General features: G+C 70.4%; 16 protein-coding genes and 1 tRNA gene. 7 read left to right on the forward strand and 10 right to left on the reverse strand.

Annotated elements, in window-relative coordinates:
- Window positions 1–393, reverse strand: a 393-nt coding sequence (locus G3I60_RS44850; protein WP_203675145.1) for a HEAT repeat domain-containing protein, incomplete at its 3' end; no start/stop codon positions are given.
- A 247-nt stretch (window positions 394–640) separates the two neighbouring features.
- Between G3I60_RS44850 and G3I60_RS41325 the strand changes: the two genes are divergently transcribed.
- From G3I60_RS41325 to G3I60_RS41340, 4 genes are all read left to right on the forward strand, one after another.
- Window positions 641–1498: a GNAT family N-acetyltransferase gene (locus G3I60_RS41325; protein WP_164299314.1), complete on the forward strand. Its 858-nt coding sequence runs from the start codon at window positions 641–643 to the stop codon at window positions 1496–1498.
- A gap of 25 nt (window positions 1499–1523) precedes the next feature.
- Window positions 1524–2291 (forward strand): YafY family protein, encoded by a 768-nt coding sequence (locus G3I60_RS41330; RefSeq protein ID WP_164608471.1) that lies wholly within the window; start codon window positions 1524–1526, stop codon window positions 2289–2291.
- A gap of 80 nt (window positions 2292–2371) precedes the next feature.
- Entirely contained in the window at window positions 2372–2866 is a 495-nt protein-coding gene (locus tag G3I60_RS41335; protein ID WP_164299310.1) for a nuclear transport factor 2 family protein, read from the forward strand.
- 54 nt (window positions 2867–2920) lie between these two features.
- Window positions 2921–4168 carry an MBL fold metallo-hydrolase gene (locus tag G3I60_RS41340; protein ID WP_164299308.1) on the forward strand — a complete coding sequence of 416 codons (1248 nt, stop codon included), beginning with the start codon at window positions 2921–2923 and terminating at the stop codon, window positions 4166–4168.
- On the opposite strand, the gene G3I60_RS41345 is transcribed toward G3I60_RS41340, so the two are convergent.
- The 3 genes from G3I60_RS41345 to G3I60_RS41355 form a co-directional block, all read right to left on the reverse strand.
- A complete protein-coding gene (locus G3I60_RS41345; RefSeq protein ID WP_138358276.1) occupies window positions 4144–4749 on the reverse strand; it encodes a GNAT family N-acetyltransferase in 606 nt (201 codons plus the stop codon). The two genes, G3I60_RS41340 and G3I60_RS41345, sit on opposite strands and share 25 nt — an antisense overlap.
- Window positions 4746–7739 carry a glycoside hydrolase family 2 TIM barrel-domain containing protein gene (locus tag G3I60_RS41350; protein ID WP_164299306.1) on the reverse strand — a complete coding sequence of 998 codons (2994 nt, stop codon included), beginning with the start codon at window positions 7737–7739 and terminating at the stop codon, window positions 4746–4748. The genes G3I60_RS41345 and G3I60_RS41350 overlap by 4 nt, the downstream gene beginning before the upstream one ends.
- A gap of 271 nt (window positions 7740–8010) precedes the next feature.
- A complete protein-coding gene (locus tag G3I60_RS41355; RefSeq protein WP_164299304.1) occupies window positions 8011–10014 on the reverse strand; it encodes a DUF2264 domain-containing protein in 2004 nt (667 codons plus the stop codon).
- Window positions 10015–10215: 201 nt separating this feature from the next.
- Between G3I60_RS41355 and G3I60_RS41360 the strand changes: the two genes are divergently transcribed.
- The gene (locus tag G3I60_RS41360; RefSeq protein ID WP_239070943.1) at window positions 10216–11601 is read left to right on the forward strand and encodes a Gfo/Idh/MocA family protein; all 1386 of its coding nucleotides are present in this window, start codon (window positions 10216–10218) and stop codon (window positions 11599–11601) included.
- Window positions 11602–11701: 100 nt separating this feature from the next.
- Window positions 11702–12313 carry a hypothetical protein gene (locus G3I60_RS41365; protein ID WP_164299303.1) on the forward strand — a complete coding sequence of 204 codons (612 nt, stop codon included), beginning with the start codon at window positions 11702–11704 and terminating at the stop codon, window positions 12311–12313.
- Window positions 12314–12332: 19 nt separating this feature from the next.
- Here G3I60_RS41365 and G3I60_RS41370 read toward each other — a convergent pair whose 3' ends face one another.
- The 4 genes from G3I60_RS41370 to G3I60_RS41385 all read right to left on the reverse strand — a co-directional run bounded on the left by G3I60_RS41370 (window position 12333) and on the right by G3I60_RS41385 (window position 14533).
- Window positions 12333–12488: a hypothetical protein gene (locus G3I60_RS41370; RefSeq protein WP_164299301.1), complete on the reverse strand. Its 156-nt coding sequence runs from the start codon at window positions 12486–12488 to the stop codon at window positions 12333–12335.
- Window positions 12489–12559: 71 nt separating this feature from the next.
- Entirely contained in the window at window positions 12560–13021 is a 462-nt protein-coding gene (locus G3I60_RS41375) for a hypothetical protein (RefSeq protein ID WP_138358284.1), read from the reverse strand.
- Between the two features lie 297 nt (window positions 13022–13318).
- Window positions 13319–14164, reverse strand: coding sequence for a DUF1206 domain-containing protein (locus G3I60_RS41380; protein WP_343241882.1), 846 nt, complete (start codon window positions 14162–14164; stop codon window positions 13319–13321).
- Window positions 14165–14242: 78 nt separating this feature from the next.
- The gene (locus G3I60_RS41385) at window positions 14243–14533 is read right to left on the reverse strand and encodes a YiaA/YiaB family inner membrane protein (protein WP_138358286.1); all 291 of its coding nucleotides are present in this window, start codon (window positions 14531–14533) and stop codon (window positions 14243–14245) included.
- A gap of 181 nt (window positions 14534–14714) precedes the next feature.
- On the opposite strand from G3I60_RS41385, the gene G3I60_RS41390 reads away from it, so the two are divergent.
- Window positions 14715–14791: transfer RNA gene (locus G3I60_RS41390), tRNA-Pro, on the forward strand.
- Here G3I60_RS41390 and G3I60_RS41395 read toward each other — a convergent pair.
- Window positions 14754–16001: a site-specific integrase gene (locus tag G3I60_RS41395; RefSeq protein WP_164295490.1), complete on the reverse strand. Its 1248-nt coding sequence runs from the start codon at window positions 15999–16001 to the stop codon at window positions 14754–14756. The two genes, G3I60_RS41390 and G3I60_RS41395, sit on opposite strands and share 38 nt — an antisense overlap.
- A 476-nt stretch (window positions 16002–16477) precedes the next feature.
- Window positions 16478–22654: a VWD domain-containing protein gene (locus tag G3I60_RS41400; protein ID WP_164295489.1), complete on the reverse strand. Its 6177-nt coding sequence runs from the start codon at window positions 22652–22654 to the stop codon at window positions 16478–16480.
- Between the last annotated feature and the right edge of the window lie 169 nt (window positions 22655–22823).

The following is a 22823-nucleotide window of genomic DNA, read 5'->3' on the forward strand; positions in this document are numbered from 1 at the left end:
GCCCCGGCGGACCTGCCAGGCCGGGTCGTCGAGGGCGGCCGCCGCCGAGTCCAGCGGCGGCGGGCAGCCCGCCCCCGCCAGCGCCTCCAGGGCGGCGGCCCGTACCAGCGGATCCCCGTCCTGGATCAGCCCCTTCAGCGTGGGCAGCGCGCCGTCGGCCGTCCCCAGGCCCTTGGCCACCGCGACCCGCACCTCGCGGGAGGGATCGGCGGCGGCGCGCGCCAGGACGTCGACGGCGTCGACCGACAGCAGGGCGCGGACGGTCTTGATCCGCACCTCGATCCCCGGGCGTCCAGCGTGCCGCCGAACAGCGCAACGTTGGTCCGCCCGTAACCGGCGGCGGCGCGCGGCGGCCACCGGTGCGGTGTGCTCACGGGTGCGCTCGGCGGGCATCGGGCTCTCCGGTCTGAGGTTTGCGGGCTGGGGTCTGCGGTTCGGTGGCCGTGGCGTCGGTGCGCCGCGTTCCCAGGGACCATACCGAGGGTCGGGTCGAAGTGGTGCTGCCGTTGTGTTGCGCCACCAATCGGCCGGTGTGAACGCCCTTGACCTGCACGTTTGATAGTCGTGGCGGAAGATCTGCCACCGCGCGGCGCCATGAAAACGGGGTGCGGGGGAGGTGGCACGCGGGGCAGGATGCGGCATGAGCTGGCACACGACACACGATCTCGACGCGTTCCTGACGGCCGCGAGCGGCTTCCTGCGGGCACGCGCGGTCGAGAACACCGTACTGATCACCGTCGCCGAAGGGCTGCGGCACCGCGGCCTCGACGCGTACGGGGAGACCCCGCCGCTGTTCGGCTGGTGGCAGGACGCCGGCGGGACCGTCGCCGCCGCCTTCCTGCAGACCTCGCCGATGCCGCCGCTCCTGACCGAGGCGCCGCCGCAGGCCCTCGCGGAGCTGGCGGGCGTGTGGGACGGGATGGGGCGCGCGCTGACCGGCATCCGGGGGGAACGGGACACGGCCGTGGCCTTCGCCGATGCCTGGCGGTCCCGTACCGGAGTTGCGGCCGAACTCGACAAGAACCTGCGGCTGTTCCGGCTCGGAGAGCTGGCACCGCCGGAACCCGCCCCGGCCGGCCGCGCCAGAACCGCGGGTACGGGCGACCGGGAGCTGTTGGTGGAGTGGTACGAGGCCTTCGCCGCCGAGATCGAGGAGCAGGGCCTGAACGCCGACACGTTCGTCGACGACCGCCTCAGCCATGGCGGCGTCACGGTGTGGGAGGTCGACGGCGCTCCCGTGGCGATGGCCGGAATCACCCGTCCGCTCGCGGGGATGGTCCGCGTCGTCGCCGTCTACACCCCGCCGGGGCACCGGGGCCGCGGCTACGCGGCCGGGGTGACCGCCGCGGTCAGCGGGGCAGCTCGCGACGCGGGAGTGGACGAGGTGCTGCTCTTCACCGACCTCGCCAACCCCACCAGCAACGCGCTCTACCGGCGGCTTGGCTACCTGCCGGTGCAGGACCATGTCGCGCTGACCTACGGTCCGGTGGTGGAATGACACCTCCGAGCCGAGGCGGCACGCTGTGAACCGGACCGACCGGCTGTACGCCCTGGTCGAGGAGTTGCGCGCGGTCGCACCCCGCCCGCGCAGCGCCCGGTGGCTCGCGGAGCGCTTCGAGGTGAGCAGCCGCACCATCGAACGCGACCTGAGCGCGCTGCAGCAGTCCGGCGTGCCGATCTACGCGGAACTGGGCCGCACCGGCGGATACGTCCTGGACAAGGAGCAGACGCTCCCGCCGCTGACCATCACCCCCGCGGAGGCGACCGCCCTCGCGGTGGGTCTGCACGCGCTGGACGGCACGCCCTTCGCCGGAGCCGCGCGCAGCGCGCTGCAGAAGGTGCTGGCCGTCATGCCCGCCCGGGAGCGCGCCGCGACCGGCGAGTTCGCCGACCGCGTGCACGTACTGGCCCGGGACGAACGGCGCGTCACCGTTCCACGCGTCCTGCAGGACGCGCTCGCCAGCCGCCGCGTGCTGCGGCTCGCGTACGAGGACCGGGAGGGCGTGGCCAGCGAGCGGCTGGTGGAGCCGCTCGGGTTCCTCGGCGGCGAGCAGTGGTACCTCATCGCCTGGTGCCGGCTGCGTGGGGCGGTGCGCGGGTTCCGGATGGACCGGATCCAGGCGGTGCGGGCGCTGGACGAGACGGCGCCGCCGCGCCGGATCGACCGCACGGAGCTGGATGCGCTGGGCTGGGAGCTGATCGGTCTCGAGGGCTTCGCGGACCTGGTCGACGCTCTTCCCGGAAAGTCCGGCGGCACTTCGTCAGCGCAACCTCGTCAACGCACGTCGTAGACGCACGTCGTAAACACCGACAGGACGGTGTCGCCGGCCCCTTCGAAGATGGTGATCACACCGAGAAGGAAGGCACGGACATGACCGTCGACCTGCACACCAGCACCACTGAGACCGCCGGCACCAATGGAACCATCGACACCACCGGCACCGATTTCCGTCAGCTCGGCACCGGACTCTTCGAGGACTGGACGGACGTGTGGAACGGCGACCTCGCCATCGCCGACCGCATCCTCACCCCCGGTTTCCGTATCCACTTCGGCAACGCCATTCCGCAGGCGGACACCGACGCCCTGCGCGGCCCCGGAGGACTCGTCCCGTTCGTCGTCGCCCACCGTGAAGCCAAGCCAGGCTTGGTCTACCGCATGCACGGCGTTCCGCTCGTGGACCTCACCGCCACGGCCGGCGGCGGCCCGGCCGGCCAGGTCTGCTGCCGCTGGAGCGCCACCCGTCCCGATCCGGACGGCGCGGGTGAGATCACGGTGAGCGGCATCGACACTCTGGCCGTTTCCGGCGGCCTGATCACCGATGTGTGGTCGGTGAGCGGGAGCCGCCGCTTCGGGACGGACGCCTGACAAGGCAGAATTGGCAGGGTGACATCGACTGACCGCCCACCTGCTGGAGGTGCCGTGACCGGTTCCCGCCTCACCGCACTGCGACCTGCTGCTTTCGGCGCCGATCCGGTCGGCGCGCGACTGGAGCGGATCCTCGCGTCACCCAACTACGCCGACGGCGTCTTCCAGAACCCGGTGGGTGCCCGCTCCACGCCCAGCGGGGGTCTGCTCAAGGCGCTGCCCGGCAACATGCGCAAGGAGGCGCGGGCGCTGCGCAGGCCCGCCGCCCCCGTGCCGGTCCATCCGACGACGCTCGCCGACCTGGCGGCGCCGCCGGCGTCGGGGCTGCGGCTGACCTGGATGGGCCACTCGACGGTGCTGGCCGAGATCGAGGGCCGCCGGGTGCTCTTCGACCCGGTGTGGGGTGACCGCTGCTCGCCGTTCGCCTTCGCCGGGCCCAAGCGGGTGCACCCGGTGCCGGTCCCGTTGAAGTCGCTCGGCACGGTGGACGTGGTGGTCATCTCGCACGACCACTACGACCACCTCGACATGCCCACCATCCAGGCGCTGGTCGGCACGGACACCGTCTTCGCCGTTCCGCTCGGCGTCGGCGCCCACCTGGAGCACTGGGGCATCGACCCCAAGCGGCTGCACGAACTGGACTGGAACGAGTCGACCGAGGTGGACGGTCTGACCCTGACCGCGACCCCGGCCCGGCACTTCTGCGGCCGCGGCCTGCGCGGCCGCCAGCAGACCCTGTGGGCGTCCTGGGTGGTGGCGAGCGGTGACCACCGGATCTATCACAGCGGCGACACGGGGTACTTCCCCGGCTTCGCCGAGATCGGCGCGCAGCACGGCCCGTTCGACGCGACGATGATCCAGATCGGCGCCTACAGCGAGTTCTGGCCCGACATCCACATGACGCCCGCAGAAGGCATGCAGGCGCACGTGGACCTGTCCGGCGGCACGCCCCACGGAGCGATGCTGCCGATCCACTGGGGCACGTTCAACCTCGCCCCGCACCCGTGGGCCGACCCCGCCGAGGGCACGCTCGCGGCGGCCAGGGAGCTGGGTGCGAAGATCGCCACCCCGCGTCCCGGCGCGCCGTTCGAGCCCTCGGCCGACCTCCCGGACGACTGGTGGTGGCGCTCGGTCGCCGTACCGCCGGCGGGCGGCTGGCCGCAGTACGCGACTCCGGCCGCCGACGCGGCACCGGACGCCTCGAATGCCGTATCCGAGGCCTCGGACACCGCGACCAATGGTGCTGACGACACGGGCGGTGCCGACGGTGCCGAGGACTACGAGGTGGCGCGTCCCAGGTAGGTGAGCGGCCCCGGGTCCGGTACCGCGATCTCATGGAAGCCCATGCGGTCGTAGAAGTACCGGGCCCGGACGTTCGCCGTGGCCATCCCCAGATGGACCGACCCGACGCCCGCCGCGGCCAGCGCTCCGAGGAACGTCTCCATCAGCGCCCGCCCGTGGCCCGCCCCCTGGTGGCCGGGGAGCAGATCGATGTGCAGATGTGCCGGATACGGCGCCAGCTCCGGCACGAGCATCCGCTCCGGGCGGTGCAGCAGGTCGACCATCGTTCCGTGCGGGGTGGCCGGCACCGGACCGGTGAGCTCCGGGTAGCGGTCCGCCACCTCCGGCAGCCATTCGCTGCGGAACCGTTTCACGAAGGCGGCGGTGTCGGCCGTCCCCAGGATGTAGCCGACCGCGCTGCCCTGCCCGTCGTCGACCACGAAGGTCAGCTCCGGCTCCAGCCGCGCGTACGGGGCCGCGAAGATCGTCCCCAGCAGATCGTGGTCGGGATAGTACGGCCGGGCGTCCTCGCCCTCCTGGCCGGTGCGTACGCAGATGTCGTAGAGCGCGGGCAGGTCCGTGGGGCGGTAGGGCCGGATCATGTGGTCTCCAGGGCGCCGAACGTGAAGGAGAAGGTCACCGGGGCAGCGGTGAGCCAGTACTGCGGCAGGGCCCCGGGCCCGCAGGACCCGCTGCCGATGCCTTGCTGCCCATGGTCCAGATTGAGCCAGATCGTCTCGGACGGCGTGAGGTCGTAGGTGTGCTCGGCCGTGTCGAGCTGCTCCCCGGTCCAGCGCCGCGCGGTGAACCAGAAGTCCGGGTCGCCGGTGATCAGCAGCCCCTGCCCGTCCTCGCGGCGCAGCCGCGCCCAGCGGACATCGGCCCGCGCGCCGTTCTCCTGCGGCCTGACGTAAGGCGTCTGCAGCGCGTCGACGGTGCTCGTGTACCGCCCGATCCGGGACGCGGCCCGGGTGTCGGGATACGCCTCGCCGGGACCGCCGCCGAACCATTCGACGCCGTTGAGGCTGCCGCAGACGCCCAGGCGCAGCCCGATCCGCGGCAGCGGGACGGTCCACTCGCCCTCCGGGGTGACGTCCACGGTGAGCCGCAGCCGATCGTCGGTCGCGGTCCAGGTGAAGACGGTGCGCAGGCCCAGGTCCCCGGCCGCCGGTGCGACCCGGGTGGTGACGGTCAGTGCGTCGGCGCCGATGGTGACCCCGTCGAGCCGGTGTCGCATCCGGTGCAGGCCCGCCTCCCGCCACCGCCGGTCCAGCTGGATGTCGGGGTGCCGGCCGGAACCCGCGTCGTTGTCGGTCGGTGCACGCCACACGTCCAGCCGCGGCGCTCCGGCGATCTGGAAGTGGTCCAGGTACTTGAGCGCGCCGGTGACGGCGTCGAACGTGCCGGGCCCGAGCAGCACGACACCGCCCTCGGCGCGGCGCGGCGTCTTGATGCGTGCGGCTTCGCTATGGGCGGCTTCGGCCGGGGCCGCTGAGGCCGGGGCCTCGGTGGTCGGGGTTGTGGGGGCCGCGGGTGCCGCTGCGGCGAACTGGCCCCAGGCCACCTCGTGCCCGGCCGGTGCCCAGCCGGTGTCGTCGGCCAGCGCCGCCCGCACCGTCCACCAGGCTTCACCTTCACCTGCCGGTGAGCCGGACCCGCCGCCGGGTGCCCGGGGCAGCTTCAGCTCCGCAGTCGCGCCGGGTGCGAGCGCCGGGACCTCCAGATCACCGGAGTCGACTGCCTCGCCCTCCACCTCGTACGTCCACCGGAAGGACAGCGACGACAGATCGGCGAAGTCGTACCCGTTGGTGATCCGGACGATGCCGGCCGCGCCGTCCCCGTCGATCCTGACCGGCTCGATGACCTTCTTGTACTCGATCAGACCGGGAGAGGGAGTGCGGTCGGGGAACACCAGCCCGTCGCAGACGAAGTTGCCGTCGTGCAGTTCCTCGCCGAAGTCGCCGCCGTAGGCGAAGAACTCCACACCGGAGCGGGTGCGCTGCCGCAGCCCGTGGTCGATCCACTCCCAGACGAATCCGCCCTGGCAGCGCTCGTGCGCCTCGAAGAGCCGCTGGTACTCGCTCAGCCCGCCGGGACCGTTGCCCATGGCGTGCGCGTACTCGCACAGAAGGAACGGCAGGGCGCGGCGCTTCGCATCCAACTGGGCATCAGGGAGGGGTAGTTCGGTGCGGCGCCCGATGAGTTCGACTTCGGCGTGGTCGGCGTACATCCGTGAGTACACATCGGTGTCCGCGCAGGACGGATCGCCCTCGTAGTGGATCGGACGGTCCGGATCGCGGTCGCGGATCCACGACGCCATCGCCGACAGCCCCCGACCGGTCCCGCACTCGTTGCCGAGCGACCACATCACGACGGACGGATGGTTCTTGTCGCGCTCGACCATGCGCGCGGCCCGGTCCAGCAGCGCGGGCGTCCAGCGCTCGTCGTCGACCGGATTGCCGCGCCAGCCGATCACTTCGAAGCCGTGGGTCTCCAGATCGCACTCGTCGACGATCCACATCCCCAACTCGTCGCAGAGGTCCAGAAAAGCCGGATGCGGCGGGTAGTGGCTGGTGCGGACGGCGTTGATGTTGTGCCGCTTCATCAGCACCAGGTCCTGCCGCATCGTCTCCAGATCCAGTACCCGGCCGTGGTCGGGGTGGAACTCGTGCCGGTTGACGCCCCGCAGGAGGATCCGGCGGCCGTTGACCTTGAACACCCCGTCCTCGACGGCCACCGTCCGGAAGCCGATCCTGAGCGGGATCCGCTCGCCCTCCGTGGCCAGTTCGGCGTCGTACAGGCGCGGTATCTCGGCGGACCACGGCTCGACGGGCACGGTCGCGCTCTCCCCGGTCGCCAGATCCAGGCCGAGCTCCGGGACGCTGACGCTGCCGCCGGGCTCGCAGTCGACGCGCAGCGTTCCGGTGCCGGTGGTGTGGTCGTAGTCGGCATGCACGAAGAAGTCCGCGACCGATCCCTCCGGCCGCTCGATCAGCGTCACCTCCCGGAAGATCCCCGGGAGCCACCACATGTCCTGGTCCTCCAGATAACTGCCGGACGACCATTGGTGGACGCGTACCGCCAGCACGTTCCCGCGCGGCCGCAGCAGCTCCCCGACCTCGAACTCCACCGGCAGCCGGCTGCCCTTGAACGTGCCCAGCTCCGCACCGTTGAGCCACACCCGCGCGCACGACTCCACACCGTCGAAGCGCAGCAGCGCCGCCCCTCCCGGCCAGTCGTCCGGCAGATCGAAGGAGCGCCGGTGGTCGCCCGTCGGGTTCTCGGTCGGAACCCGCGGCGGATCGACGGGGAACGGGTACACCACGTTCGTGTACGCGGGCGAACCGTGTCCCTGCAGCGGCCAGTGCGCGGGCACCGGCAGCAGATCCCAGCGGGTGGCGTCGAACTCCGGCCGGGCGAAGTCGTCACCGTGCGCGTCGGCGGTCCCCGACAGCCGGAACCGCCACGCCCCGTTCAGACTCACGTACCGCGCGTCCGACGTACTCCACCAGGCCCGCGGCGGCAACGCGCCGCTGCCGGGGGAGGGGTCCTCGTAGTAGGGGACAGCCGCGGGACGCAGCGCCTCGTGCATGGGAGTTGCTCCTCACCTGGACGACACCGGACTTCGACATCATCGACATCAATGACAACGGACATGCACGACCCGGGGCATGGACCCCCGCGCCGACCGGCATGGCCCCCGCCGACCGCCGACCGCCGACCGCCGACCGCCGACCGCCGAACCGAGGGCACAGGGCCAGCCTGCCCCCTCGGTCGGCGGCAGCGGAACCCGATGGTGAAATCGGCGGGCCGGGCGGCCGAGCCGGACGGGGTGGGAAGGACGGGGTGGGGTGGATGGCGGGTCAGACCGTGAGCGCCGTTCCGTCGGGGAACGAGACACGTACGCCGTCGCCGCCGTCACCCTCGAGGACGGTCACGGCGACCGCTTCGCGCAGCGCCCGCGGATGGACCGTGTCGCCCGACAGCGCGACGAGGGTGACGTGGACGCTACTCCCGCCGGGGTGCGGTCCGGAGCTCAGGCACGGGGTGGCCGAGTGCGGGCCGAACGCGTTCGCCTCCACCTCACGGTGCACCGCGGCGGACCCGTCGCCGTCCTCGTCCCAGCCGTACAGACCGACCAGCGCGCTGGAGAGGCCGTCCGCGGTACGGGCACACGCCCACCCCCGGCCGCTCTCGCCCCGTGGCGGCTCGGTCCCCGCGACCGCGTAACCGCCCTCCCGGACCGTCACCCCGGCCGGGGCTTCGACGCGGTGCACGCGCACTTCCCACGGCCCGTGCAGAACGCTCGTCGTCTCGATCCGGTACTCCGCGGTACCCGGGTCCGTTCCGGGATCGTGGGCGGCAGAACCGGTTCCGGACCCGGTTCCGGACCCGGAACCGGATCCGCCGTCGGCCGGGGCGCCGTCGCCTGCCGGGAAAGTGACGGTGTGCCAGGAGGACGCGGTCCGGCCCGCCGCCGTCAGCGGGTGGATCCGTCCCCGGTGGGAGGGCGTGCCGTCGGGGGAGACCAGCGCGAGGTGGCTGTCGACACGGTGCCGCCAGGCGTGCGGGGCGGCGTTCGGCGCGGTGTGCGTGGTGTAGCCGAGCTGGGCGTAGTGCGGGTCGTCCGCGCCGCCGGACGGTTCGAAGCCGTAGTGGTCGCTGCCGTGGTTGACCAGCCGGACGATCCCGTCGTGCTTCGTGCCGTGCAGCAGCCAGCCGGGTGCGGGCAGCGCCGTGTACTGGTCGGCCTCCTCGACCGGGAGCGCGAGCTCCCGCTCGGTCCACACGGGGTGGTCGGCGGGCAGCAGCAGTCCCAGGAAGCCCTTGCTCGCCCAGTACGGGGACCCGGGGCCCGAGTACCCCTGTGTGGTGGGAAGGAACGGCTCGTGCCAGCCGAGCGACAGCAGCCCGCGCTCGTCGGGCACCCCGCGCTCCACGAAGTGCCGCAGCACCCCGGAGGCGAGCCGCCGCGTCACCCCCGGCTCCAGCGGGGTCGCGTCGGTGAGCGCCCCCATCCACACCGGGGCGACGGAGGCGAATCGGTACGTCAGCGAACGTCCCTGGTGGACCGGGGCGCCGTCGGCGCTAAAGAAGTGCGGGTAGGTCGCCAGGAACTGGGACAGCCGTTCCTTGTAGACCTTGGCGCGCCCGCCGTCCGGTTCACCCGCGATCCGCGCCCACAGCAGTGGGTACAGATGCATCGCCCAGCCGATGTAGTAGTCGAAGTTGCGGCCGTCCCCGTCGCTGTACCAGCCGTCGCCGACGTACCAGTCCTCGATACGGTCCAGCCCGCCGTCGATGTCGGACTGGCTGAACGGCGCGCCGACGGAAGCCAGGAACTGTTCGGACACCACCTGGAAGAGCCGCCAGTTGTTGTCGTGGGTGCGGTGCCCGACGAAACCGGAGAACCAGTCGACGACCCGCGCCTGGACCCGTTCGTCGAGCCGGTCCCATATCCACGGGCGCGTCTCGTGCAGCGCGATCGCCACCGACGCCGCCTCGACCATCTGCTGCGAGCAGTCGGTCAGCGCGGGCCAGGTCTCACCGCTGTCCGGATCGGTACCGGCCGCGAGCCCGGCGGCGTACCGCTCGATGAGCCGCGCGTCCACCTCGCCGCCGGCCCCCGCGATCCGGAACGCGGCCAGCAGGAAGGAGCGCGCATAGCCCTCCAGCCCGTCGGACACCACCCCCGACCAGCTGTTGCGGCCGGGCAGCCGGTACTGCGCGAAGCCGGGGGAGGCGTACGGCACCAGCCCGTCGAGCATCCGGTCCGCCACCGCCTCCCAGTGCGCGCGGGTCCAGCCGGTGCGGGGTGAACGCACGCGGTCGGTGGGGGGCAGCGTGAGGAACGGGGGCAAGGTCACATCAGCTCCGAGGTGAGGTGTTGACCGAGATAGTAAGCGGTTACTAGGTTGAGGCCAACCCTATTCACCGACTGCGGATCGCGGTCGGAAAGTGGGTCTGTCCTTCGTCTGTCCTTCCGTTCTCGCTCCTTCCGTTCTCGCTCCTCCCGTCGCTCCCGTTCCTGCCCGGCTCGCGCGGGGCGCCTTCCGAAGGGACCGCCCATGACCAGTTCCCAGCCGCCGGGCGGTCCGGCCTGCGGCGCCCATCCCGCGAACGCCCCGGCTCCCGCCATGCATCCTGCAAGCGCCCCGGGCGCCGGCGCCCCGCATCCCGCAAGCGCTCCCACGCTGCCCCAGCGGCCGGACGACGACCTCCGCATCGGCGTCATCGGACTGGGCCTGCGCGGCAGCCTCGCCGAAACCGCGCACCGGCCCGGGGCGGGAGCGCGCGTCACCGCCGTCGCCGACCTCGACCCCGCCGTCCGCGCCGAGGCGGCAACCCGCTTCCCGGGCGCGGCCGTGACCGACGACCACCGTGCGATCCTCGGCTCCGCCGACATCGACGCGGTACTCGTCCTCACGCCCGACCACACCCACGCCGACCTCGCGTGCGAGGCGCTGCGCGCCGGCAAGCCCGTCCTCGTCGAGAAGCCGCTGGACATCACCGTCGAGCGCTGCGACGCGATCCTGCGCACGGCGTACGAGACCGGCACCCGCCTCTATGTCGGCCACAACATGCGGCACATGCCCGTCGTCCGGCTCATGCGCGACCTCATCACCCGCGGGGACATCGGCGAGGTCAAGACCGTCTGGGTACGGCACTTCGTCGGTCACGGCGGCGACTTCTACTTCAAGGACTGGCACGCCGAGCGCCGGTACACCACCGGTCTGCTGCTGCAGAAGGCCGCGCACGACCTCGACGTCCTGCACTGGCTCGCCGGCGGGTACACCCGCCAGGTCCAGGCGCTCGGCGACCTCATGGTCTACGGCGCGCCGGACGCCGACCGCCGCGCCCCTGGCGAGCCCAAGGCCGCCGGCTGGCTCGACGACGACAACTGGCCGCCGCGCTCCCAGCGGGATCTCAACCCCGTGATCGACGTCGAGGACGTGTCGCTCGTCAATCTGCGCCTCGACAACGGCGTCCTCGCCGCCTACCAGCAGTGCCACTTCACCCCCGACTACTGGCGCAACTACACCGTCATCGGCGATGCCGGCCGTCTGGAGAACTTCGGCGACGGGCCCGGAGCGGTGGTCAAGGTCTGGAACGCGCGCCGCTCCGGGCACCGCCCGGAGGCCGACGCCGTCCACCCCGTCCCGGATCTCCAGGACAACGCCTTCCACGGCGGCGCCGACCCGCTCCTCATCGACGAATTCCTGCGCTTCGCGCGCGACGGCGGACCCACCGACACCTCACCCGTCGCGGCCCGTATGGCGGTCGCCGCCGGAGCCCAGGCCACCGCCTCACTCCGCGACGGCGGCACTCCGCGCACCGTCCCGCCGCTCGACGCCGACCTGGCCGCGTACTTCGCCGCGCACCAGTCCCGTCCATACCGGACCGGTCCAGACCAGCCCCCGAGAACCAACTCCCTTGCGGCGCTTGACGATTGATGTCGGCCGCTGGGATCATCCCCCACCGGGAACCAGGGGTACTGGATCGGTCACGGTGGGTATAGGGGCAACGGGTATGCGGATGAACGGACTTACGGGCGTGGGATTTGTTGCCGCCGAACCGATTCCGGGCCTCAAGGGGCCATGGGCCTTCGTTCTCATCGCGGTGGTCGTCATCATCATCGCCGTGATCGCGGTGCTGCCCCTGATCATCGACGTCCGCCGGGCCACCGCGTGGCGCCAGCAGCTCACCGACGAGCTGATCGGCCAGGCGGCCACGAGCAGCGACGTCCGTGAACTGCTGCGCGACCTGCGCGAACCGCGCGGGGTGCGCGGTCTGACCCGCAGCATCATCGCCGTACTGATCCTCGCCCTCGTCAGCTTCGCCCTGGCGGTCGCGATGCTCTCCTCGGGCGGCGACTCCGGCGACCTGCGGAAGACCATCGTCACGTCGCTGATGACGGTGCTCGCCACCGTCGCAGGCTTCTACTTCGGCTCGCTCGGCGCCCAGAACAGCGCCGACGACGCCGTCCGCCGCGCGAACCGCACGCGAGCCCGGCCCGCGGACCCGGCCGGCCCGAAGACCGGCGACGACGTCCGCCCGCCCGCCCCGGAGCCGCCGGTCGCGCCCGCTCCGCCTGGCGCACCCGATCCGAAGGTGCTGACGGAGCCGGGAGGTACGCCGGTCCCGGCCCCACGGGAAACACCCTGAGCAGGTGTCTCCGCCACCGTCACCGCCGCCGCCCCCGGCACCGCATCCACGGTGGGAGGGCCGGGCAGGTGTTGGTGCGGGTGATGGTGCCGGGCATCAGCAGTCCGCCGTCGTCCTCGTCATTGCTGCCACCGGCGAAGTCCAGCTCACCGACCACGGCCAGTGCGTGTCTCATCGGAAATCCTCGGCCGCATGGCCCCGGAACATACCGACACAAACAGAAAATCTCCACCCCGTACGGCCTGATTACGGCGCGTCGGTGCCCGCCTGGTTCGCCTTCACCCAATCGGCGTGGTCCTGCCAGGCATACAGATCGGTGCCCTTGAGCACCACGTTGTAGGCCCCGCACGCCGCGGTCCCCTCCTTGTCCGTGCCCTTCGGGAACCAGTCGGCCCTGAGGTGCGCCCGCCCGCTGCCCGCGCCCTGCTTGCAGCCCGCCGGCAGCTTCCCGTCGGCGAGCGTCGCCTTCAGCAGCCGGTCGCCGCCCGTGGTCGACATCCGGTACTTCACGGCCGTCGCCTCGTCCGGCAGCCAGCGCGGAACCGAGTCCCGGGACTTCTTTGCCTCGCTGCCCGAGGAGTACTCGGCCTCCGCCAGGTGGCGCCCCTGGTACCAGTCCACAACCTGCGGCATGGTGAGCGCCGCCGCCACGAGGAGGCCGAGGCCGCCGACGGCGAGTCCGAGGACGACGGGCTTCTTGGTGGCCATGCGGCGGGGTCCTTCCCTGGGTGACGCCCTGGGTATCGGGCTCTTCCTGCCCATCCTGGCGGCCGCGAACCGCCAACGGATCGCCCGCGAGAAGGGTTGGAACCCCCCTCTTGAGACTGACGGTCGTCAGCCACGAGAGGTACACCTTGGTCAGGCGGCGAACGCAGAAGCGACCCGGTGCGGAAGCCCGCACCGGGTCGCAGCCAGGGGCCGAAATACAGATCACAGCAGTTCAGAGACCTGCGAAGGCCGATCGGAGATCGGCCGGACGCCTGTCCGATATCTCTAGGACATTCGTCAGAGCTTGCGCCACCGTGCCATGGCGAACGAGAACGCGCCGAAGAGGGCGAGCCCGACCGCGATGGCCACCAGGAGCCAGGGCCCGGCCGGCGTCTCCCGGAAGGACCGCAGCGTGTCGTCGAGCCCCTTGGCCTGGTCCGGGTCGTACTTCACGGCCGCCGCCACGGCGAACCCGCCGGCCGTCGCGAAGACGACGCCCCGGCAGACCCCGCCGGCGACCCCCAGGAACTCGACCACCTGACGCGTCCGCCGGGACATCTCGCCGACCTTCAGATGCTTACGGAACTTCCGCTGCCAGGCCCGGACCACGATCCACAGACCGGCCGCGGCGAGCGCCACCCCGGCGATGCCCACCAGCCACTGGCCCAGGGGCAGGTCCAGCACCTTCGCCGTCCAGTCCTTCGACTGCTGGTCGCTCGATCCGCCCTGGCTGGCGCCCTCGGAGGCGGTCCTCGCCAGCGCGAAAGCGATCACCGAATACGCGGCCAGCCCGTAGAACACGAAGCGCCCGCCCGAGGCGAGCCGCTTCGACGTCTTGTGCCCGTCGGGCCCGGCGGCCCCGAAGAGCGCCTCGGACAGCCGCCACAGCGCCATGCCCACCAGCCCGAGCCCGACCACCCACACCATGACCTTGCCGAACGGCTGCCCGGCGATCTGCTCGACAGCGCCGCCGCGGTCGGCCTGCTTCCCGTTCCCACCCAAGGCGACCTGGATCGCCAGCGCGCCGATCAGTACGTAGATCACGCCGCGCGTGGCGATCCCCCACCGTGCCGCCCACTCGACCGCACTACCGCCTGCCGCGGCCCGGCCCGCAGTCCTGGCCCGCCGTATCGAAGCATCCACGCCCGACCTCCCTCGTCGGACGGGCGTCTGCCCCGGCCCTCACCCCGGAAACGCCCGCCCGCCCGCGGCGGCCCGGCCTCAGACCCCGTCCACCCGGAACGGATCATGCTCCGCGAGCAGCTTGTCCAGCCGCGCCTGATCCACCCGGCTGACCACCTGCCCCACCTCCTGCCGGTCCCGCACACACTTGGCCAGCGTGAACGCCGAGGTCACCAAATACATCAGCCCCACCCCCAGAAACGCCCGCACCCAAGCCCCGACCGGCAGGTACGCCACCCCCAGCCCCATGCTCCCCAGCGCGATCCCGAACGAAATGGCCGCCTGCGCGAAGTACGCCGCCGTCGTCTGCTGCTGAATCGGATTCGTCATGCCCCCAGCCTGAACAACTGTGGCCCACGCCACATGAGTACACCTACTCAAACTTCCCCCCACCCCCCTCCCCACCAAGATCGCCCCGCCGACCCAAAGGCGTGAGCAGACACCGCCCCAAGTGCGGTATTGTTCTCATGCGCGGTCAGCCCGGGGAAACAACCCCAGAACGACCGAGCACCGGGACGTGGCGCAGCTTGGTAGCGCACTTGACTGGGGGTCAAGGGGTCGCAGGTTCAAATCCTGTCGTCCCGACCAGCGTTTTCGCAGGTCGGAGGCCGTTTTCGCAGACATGCGAAGACGGCCTTTTCCGCGTTTTGGGGTCCGGTGAGGGCGGGGTGATATCGGTGGTGAGTGCCGGCCTCCGGGGTCGCCGGCGTCGTGGGGTCATGCGGCGTCCTGCAGCGGGGTGTTGGCGATGGTGAGTTGATTGTGGCTGCGGGGTGTGTGGTCGGCTGGTGAGATCGATGGTCGGCGGTGGCCCTGGGGGGGCGTCGCTTGCTGTGGTGAGGGTGCGGTCGATGGTGTTGACGGCGTCGAGGGCTGCGGGGGCGGTGAGGTGGCTGTAGATGTTGGCGGTGGTGGAGAGCGTTGAGTGGCGCAGCGTCTTGGAGACGACGGTCAGGGGCACGCCGGCGTTGATGGAGATGGTCGCGGCGAGGTGGCGCAGGTCGTGGAGTGTGGTGCGGGGCGCGCCGAATGCGCGGCAGAGGTCGTGGAAGTGGTTCAGGGCGTATTGCGGGTGGAGGGGTTGGCCGTCGGGGCGGTGGAACACGAAGCCGCCGTGCGGCGCGCGAGTGGCTGCATAACCTTTGTCGTAAGCGCGGTGTTGCAGGGCGTCGGCGACGCGTCGGGAGATGGCAACCCAGTCTTTGCTGCTGCGAGTCTTGGGTGCGGTGATGACGAGGCGGTTGTTGTCGACTGCGGAGAGCGTGTAGCGGACATAGAGGACACGTTCGTCGAGGTGGATGTCGTCCCAGTGCAGAGCGAGGGCTTCGCCTTTGCGCAGGCCGGAGCCGATCAGGACTTCGATGAAGTCCGCGAAGGCGGGATCCGCGGTGCGGCAGGAGTGCAGGAAGTGGACGGCGTCTGAGACGGTCCAGATGTGACGTTCGGCTGCGGCGGGGCGGGGGATGACGGTGGGGCGGGCCGGGTTGCTGGGGAGGCGGTGGTGGCGGACGGCTTCGCCCAGGGCGCTGGAGAGTGTGGCGAGGCAGCGGTGGACGGTCACCTTGCCCCGTCCGGCGTCGAGTTGGGCGTGGACGAACGCGGCGATGTGGGAGTAGGCGAGGTCGTCGAGTTTCACCTGTCCCAGGGCTGGGATCAGGTCGTGGGCGACGTAATCGCGGTAGCGGACGTAGGTGGTGGGCTTGAGGACGAGCTGCTTGTCCTCAAGCCATGCGGTGAGGTAGTCGGCGACGGTTTCGTTGGGGTCGGCGGTGAAGCCGGCGGCCTGGCCTTCGAGCATTCGGTGCAGGGCAGCTCGGGCGGCTTCCTGGTCGGGGAAGCCGCCTCGGCGCAGTACCTGGCGTCGGTGATCGGGGGAGCGGAGGTCGAGGGAGAAGGTCCAGCTGCCGTGGCCGGGTTCAGCATCGAGCTGGGGGCAGCGGGCCCCGAGTTGCTTGCCGTGCTGGTCGCGACAGCCGCACCGTCGGTAGGTGTGCCCGCGACGGGCTGCGGAGCGCATGATGATCGCTTCCCAAGCCGAGAATGGATCTGGTGTTCCCATTATTCAGCGAACAGCTACGAAGAGCGAGAAATCTGGACTCATCCTGCTCTCACCACGGCACTCAGCGAGTGCTGAGCTGCGGGGATCCCTTGGCGGGGCGTCAAGGGGTGCAGGACAACTCTGTCGTCCTGGCGAAGCCAGTATTCTGCGGCGCACCGACGAAAAATCGGGCCGGGCCACCCCTGACGGCGGACCCGACCCGATCAGCCGTCGGTTCAGGCTTTCGCCACTCGCAATCCGAGCGTGCCGTACACGAGGCCGGTCGGCACGATCAGCACCGTGTAGGACCCCGTCGGCAACGCTGACATCGTGTACAGCGATCCGCTGCTTGCACAGCTGAGGCTCCCGCTCTTGAGTTGGGTACCTGTGTGGTCGTACAGGTAGAAGTACACGGACGTGTAGCCGCAGGTGCCGCCGGTGATCGTCGAGGAACCCGTGAGCGCCACGTTCTGCGCGGTGGAGTTCGTGAAGCCGATCGACACGGCCTGCGCGGCGACGGTCGTCTTCGCGGTCGCCTGCGCACCGTTCATCGTGGCTGTGGCGGAAGACGTACCCGCCGCGAAGACCTGAGCGCTGTACTTCCCGGTCACCGGGCCGGGCGGGACGATCAGCACCGTGTAGGACCCTGCGGGGAGGGTCGCGGTGAAGAGCGAGCCCGCGCTGCCGCAGCTGAGGCTGATGTTCTTCAGCTGCTCACCGGAGTGGTTGTACAGGTAGTAGTGCACGGATGTATACCCGCAGTCGCCACCGGTGATAGCCGACGAGCCGGTGATCGTGACGGCTTCGGCTGCCGGGACCGTGAAGCCGATCGTCACGGACTGCGAGGCGATCGTGGCGGTGGACGATGCGGGTGTGCCGTTCAGGGCCGCCGTCGCCGATGCCGCGCCGGCGCCGAAGACCTGAACGCCGAAGGTACCGGTCTGCGCGCTCGGAGGCACGATCACCATGGTGTAGACGCCGGCGGCGAGCGTCGGCGAGTACAGCACGCCCGCGCTCCCACAACTCAGGCTCCCGTTGTTCACCTGAGTACCCGAGGTGTCGTACAAGTAGTACCTCACCGACGCGTAGGCGCAGTCGCCCGTGGCTATCGTAGAGAAGCCCGTTATCGTCACGGCCTGGCTCGACGGGACGGTGAACCCGATCCCCACCGACCGGGAGGTTGTCGTGGTGGTCACCGCCTTCGGTGTGCCGTTCAACGCGGCCGTCGCCGGCGCCGTCGCCCCGAAGACCTGGACCGCATAGGTGCCGGTCACCGGACCTGGAGGAACCGCGAGGACCGTGTAGGACCCCGCCGCCAGCGTCGCACCGAACAAGACGTTCGCCGTGTTGCAGTTGACACTCTGGTTCTTCACCTGGGTACCGGAACTGTCGTAGAGGTAGAATTTCACCGACGAGTAGGCGCAGTCGCCGGTGATCACGGACGAGCCGGTGATCGTCACCGCCTGGCTGCTCGGGACGGTGAACCGGACCGCAGCCGACTGCGAGGCATGTGTGGTGGTCGCTGCCTTCGGGGTGCCGTCCAACGTGGCTACGGCCGGGATGTTCGCGCCGAAGACCTGGACGCCGTAGGTGCCGGTCACCGGACCCGGAGGAATCGCGAGCACCATGTAGGACCCGGCTTCCAAGGCTCTGCCGAACAGCGCCCCGGAGGTGCCGCAGCTGAGGCTTGCGTTGTTCAGCTCTGCGCCGGAGTGGTCGTAGAGGTAGAACTTCACCGACGAGTAGTGGCAGTCGCCGGTGATCACGGATGAACCGGTGATCGTGACCGCTTGGTTCGCCGGAACGGTGAACCCGAACGCGACCGACTGCGCGGCGGCGGTCGTCGTCACCGACGCGGGAGTGCCGTCCAGGTCGGGGGTCGCCATCGACGCGCCGGCGCCGAAGAACTGGACGCCGTAGGTGCCCGTCACGGGCCCCGGCGGGGCGATCAGCATCGTGTAGGACCCCGCTGCCAGCGTCGGCGAGTACAGCACGCCGGACGTGTCGCAGCTCAGGCTCCCGCTCTTCACCTGGGTACCCGCGTGGTCGTACAGGTAGAACTTGACCGAGTTGTAGTTGCAGTCACCCGTGTCGATCGCCGAGGAGCCGGTGATCGTCACCGCCCGGCTGGTCGGATTGTTGATGCTGACCATCACCGACTGGGAGGCGGCAGTGGTCGTCACGGACGCGGGCTTGCCGTCCAGGGTCGCTGTCACCGCCGACGTGGACGCTCCGAAGATCTGCACGCCCAGCTTCCCCGTCACCGGGGCGGGCGGGACGATGAGCACCGTGTATGACCCGGCGGGCAGAGCCGGCGAGTAGAGCATCCCCGCGCTGCCGCACTGGAGGCCGCCGTGTGTCACCTCCGCGCCGGTGTGGTCGTACAGATAGTAGGTCAGCGAGGAGTAGTTGCAGTCGCCGGAGGTGAGCGTTGAGGAACCGGTCACCGCCACGGTCTGGCTCGTCGGGTTCACGAACCCGATGGCCACCGACTGGGCCGCGACGGTCGTGGTCACCACGTCCGGTGTGCCGTCCAGGGTCGCCGCCGGCGTCCCCCCGCCTCCGGCTGTGGCGAACAGGCTGTAGGTCCCGGCGAGGCCGCCCGAGTCGACGGCCAGCCGGTAGTTGCCGGCCGATAGGACGCCGAGGCTTGAGGCGCCGCACCGCCCGTGGGTTATCGCGGCTCCGGAGCTGTCGAGGAGCCGCCAGGTCAGCGAGGTGCTGTAGCTCACGGTGGGGCACGAGGCGATATTCAGCAGCACCGGCGAGCCGTCGGACGGCGCGGTGAGTGTGTAGACGTCCTGCGACGCCATCGTCTCGAACCGGCCCGCGCCTGGTGCCGCGCCGCCCAGCCAGTCCGGTGACACGGCCAGCGGGAAGGCCGCCGCGAACGACTGCGGCGCCTCAAGGTTCAGCGCGTACCCGCCGGCCACACCGCCGGCGCTGACCACCAGTTGGTATCCGCCAACCGCCAGCGGGCCCAGGTTCACGTACGAGCAGCCGCCGTTGGCCAGTACTGTGCCGGTTGCCGTGCTGAGCAGTTTCCAGTGCAGCGGCGTCGAGTAGTTCGCCGTCGGGCACGCCGAGACATCGAGGTTCAGCGGCTGGCCGTCAACCGGCACCGTGAACGTGTAGACGTCCTGGGAGGCGCCGGTCTCGAACGTGCTTGCGCCAGGTACGGAGACCCCGTTCATCGTGTTCGCGCTCGTCGACAGCGGGAGGGTCGCCGCGAACGACTGCGGTGACAGGAGGTCGAGCGTGTACGGACCGGGCGCGCCATTGGCCACGACGCTCAGTTGGTAGGAGCCGGCCGGAAGGGTGCCGAAGTCCGCGTACGAGCAACCGCCATAGCCGGAACGGACCACGGACTGCGTCGCGGCGTCGCGCAGGGTCCAGGCGCTCGGGGAGTAGTTGTCCGATACCGGGCACGACCTCATGCTGAGCGCGAGCGGCAGGCCACCTGCCGGGACGGAGAACGCGTAGACGTCCTGTGAAGCACCGTCCTCGAACATGCCGGCTCCGGTGGTGGCGGTTCCGTTCAAGGTGTTGGCCGTCACCGACAGCGGCACCGTCGCCGCGAACGACTGCGGGGCCTCCAGGTTGAGCGAATAGGACCCCACGACGCCCGGACCGCGGACGGTCAGCGTGTACTGCCCCGCCGCCAGGAGGCCGAGTCCGGCCGCATCGCAATATCCTGACGCGGCGGTGCGGCCCGCAGACGTCTGAAGGGTCCAGCGGACGCCGGCCGACTGGCCTGCGGCCGGGCACGAGCCCAGGTTGAGGTTCAGGCGCTCGCCACCGGTCGGGACGGTGAACGAGTACACATCCGCGGATCCGGTGTTCTCCAGCGTTCCGGCCCCCGCCACGGCGGTGCCGTTGACGGTCCCGGAGGAGACCGACAGCGGTAGCGCGGCGGAGAACGTCTGAGCCGGCACGAGGCTGACACCCACCGAGATGCTGTCGACGGCGAGGCTGGTGCCGATGATGCCTCGGAAGCCCGAGAGTGTCAGTTGCACTCGCAGCTGGTCGCTGTACTGCGGAGTCGGCATGGTGATCCGATACCGCTGGTAGGCCGTTCCCTGGGCGGTCTGTCCCTGGCCCAGCGCGCTGATCGTCGCAGGCCCCGACGACACACTCGCCGTCGTCGGTGTGAACGCGACTACCGATGAGGTCGCGGGGTCGCCGACCTTCACCGTCAGCGTCTGGTTCTGGGCATTGGTGCTGGTGATTCCGACCGCGTAGACGTCGAACGCGACCGTGGCGCCGGAGTGGTTCGGCAGCGACGGGACGGTGAAGCTGTACCCGCTGCCGTCGAACACGGGTCCGGCCGCCTTGGTGCCGCCGATAGACTCGATACTGTCGGGACGGAAGTTGGGGCCGACCGCGGCTTCGAAGTTCTCTGTCACGGTGCCGCCGGCGTCGACCGTGTGCGCGGCCGAGTCCTGGAGCACGTCGGTGACCGACGCGGCAGCCTTGGCGTAGTTCGCGTCGCCGGTCTGGGCGACATCGAGCATGCAGGCGTCGAACTGCGGACCTGCGGGCACCGCCTGGGCGTTGCACGCCTGGCGGGCGAGGTCCTGGTCGGACTGCGCGAAGTCGCCGAGGGTCACTACGTTCGACGGGAACGTCAGATCTGTGTAGGACGCTGTGGTCTTGCCATCGGCGTAGGTGAAGTCGGACTGGTTGTCCGTCAGCCGCCAGGAGTTCGCGTAGGGACCGTCCAGCACGGAAGCGGCGGGTGAGGAGACCGGGGTGCCATCGGACAACACCAGGTCGTTGCCCGGAATGCCGTCGTTGTTGCCAAGCAGGCCGGTCATCGGCACACCGGGGGCGATGTCGAAACCGAGGCTGCTGTCACTGAACGCCAGCCGGGCCTTGGCCGCGCCGAAGGTCGCCACGAACCTGTTGCCGCTGCGGACCAGCGCCGCGCCCTGGCCGAAGTCCGTCAGCTTCTGCGAGGCCGGGATCTGCACGCCGTTCACGAAGGCATCACCGCTCTGGTGCAGCTCGACGAACGATCCGTTGATCGAGAATGCCACCGAGTCCACGACGGTGAACGTCCTGGATCCGCCCAGGGGCAGGAACCTGGCCTGGACATCCAGATCCAGACTGGGAACGTGGACCACCTCGAACTCTCCGGCGTCCTGCAGATCGTAGGCCAGCCCGTCGAGGGTCGTCATGTGCGGGTCACCGAACAGGTGCCAGTGCATCACCGCCCAGATCGCGACGAGCACCGCCGCCGCGATGACCGGGACCAGGAACGCGGCGCTCAGGGTGATGAATCCGGCGTCGAGCGCCGCTTCCGCCAGTGCCAGCTCCGCGGCGTCCAACCCCAGGGCTGCCGCATCACCGGCCAGGATGTCGGCCGAGGCTTCGGCCACCACCTCGGGCATGCTGTCCACGAGTGCTGCCCATTCCGCGTCGATGGCGTCCGTGGCGGCGTCCTCCGCGGCCTCCTCGATCGCCATGATGGCGTCCCGGTTCAGCGACACGAGGACCGGCTTGGGCAGCGCGTGGAACGCGGGAACGCACACGGGTCCGGTCAGGAACCATAGCTCCGGGTGCTTCCGGATGTAGTCCCAGAAGTCATCGACGCCGTTGTGGTCGGCGTCGGCGCCGATGGTCCCCTGATAGGTCTGCTTCTTCTCGTCCTCGTCGCTTTGCTTCTGGCGCTCGGGGCACTCCCGGAACGTCCTGGAGATGCGGATGACGCCGTCGTTGGCCGGGTCACTGTAGGTGTGGAAGAGCCAGGCGGAGTGCTGTGCCGGATCCCACTTGCACGCCGGATCCAACTGGACCTCGAAGTTGTCACTGATGGGCTTCGTGAAGTGGTAGGGGACGACGGTGTGGCCGGCGCGCGGCCAGTCTCTGACGTAGTCAGCAACTTCGGTCACCGGGTTCTGGCTGCTCCAGTTACCCTTCATCTCCACCAGCCCGACGACACCCGTCGTGCTGGTGTGGTCGTACAGGACAAGGTCCGGCCGCCCACCGCTGGTGGGAATCACCGTCTCCCACTGAATGTTGGGTGTGATGCCCGTCGTCGACCTGTCGCCGTAGACTCCGGCCGCGTTCAGCTGGGCGATGACGCGCGTCTGCGCGATGTTCTCGCCCTGCAAACGCAACGGCTTGCAGTCCGGCTTCTTGTAGACGGCGTTCGGGACCAGTGCGCGCGGGTCGCGGACGCAGGGTACTGATGTGTAGCTCTTGGTGGCCGGACTCCATGCGTAGCCTAGTTTCCCCCGGGTGGACATCAGGGTCCCGGCCACGCACCGACTGCCGCCCGGATCCGGGACCGAGGCATCATCGCTGTTCGGCGGGCAAGGCGGATCGGCGTTGGGCTGGACATGGGGCGACGGGGAGCCGGTGACGACGTGCGGCGAGGACGTCGTCGCGGTGGGGCTCGCGTAGGTCACCGACGGGAGTTGAAGCGAGGCTGCCGAAGGCTTCGTGGTCGCCGGATGCGTCGTCGCCGCCCGTGCCGGTAGGGTCGTCGGCAACGCTGTTGGAGGTTGCGCTGCGAAGGGTGTCGGCGAGGCCGCCCCGGGTGTTGAGGGCTTCGGCGTCGAGGTGGCGGGGGCAGAA

Origin of the sequence: Streptomyces sp. SID13666, assembly GCF_010548325.1 — a bacterium.
GTDB classification, from domain to species: domain Bacteria; phylum Actinomycetota; class Actinomycetes; order Streptomycetales; family Streptomycetaceae; genus Actinacidiphila; species Actinacidiphila fildesensis.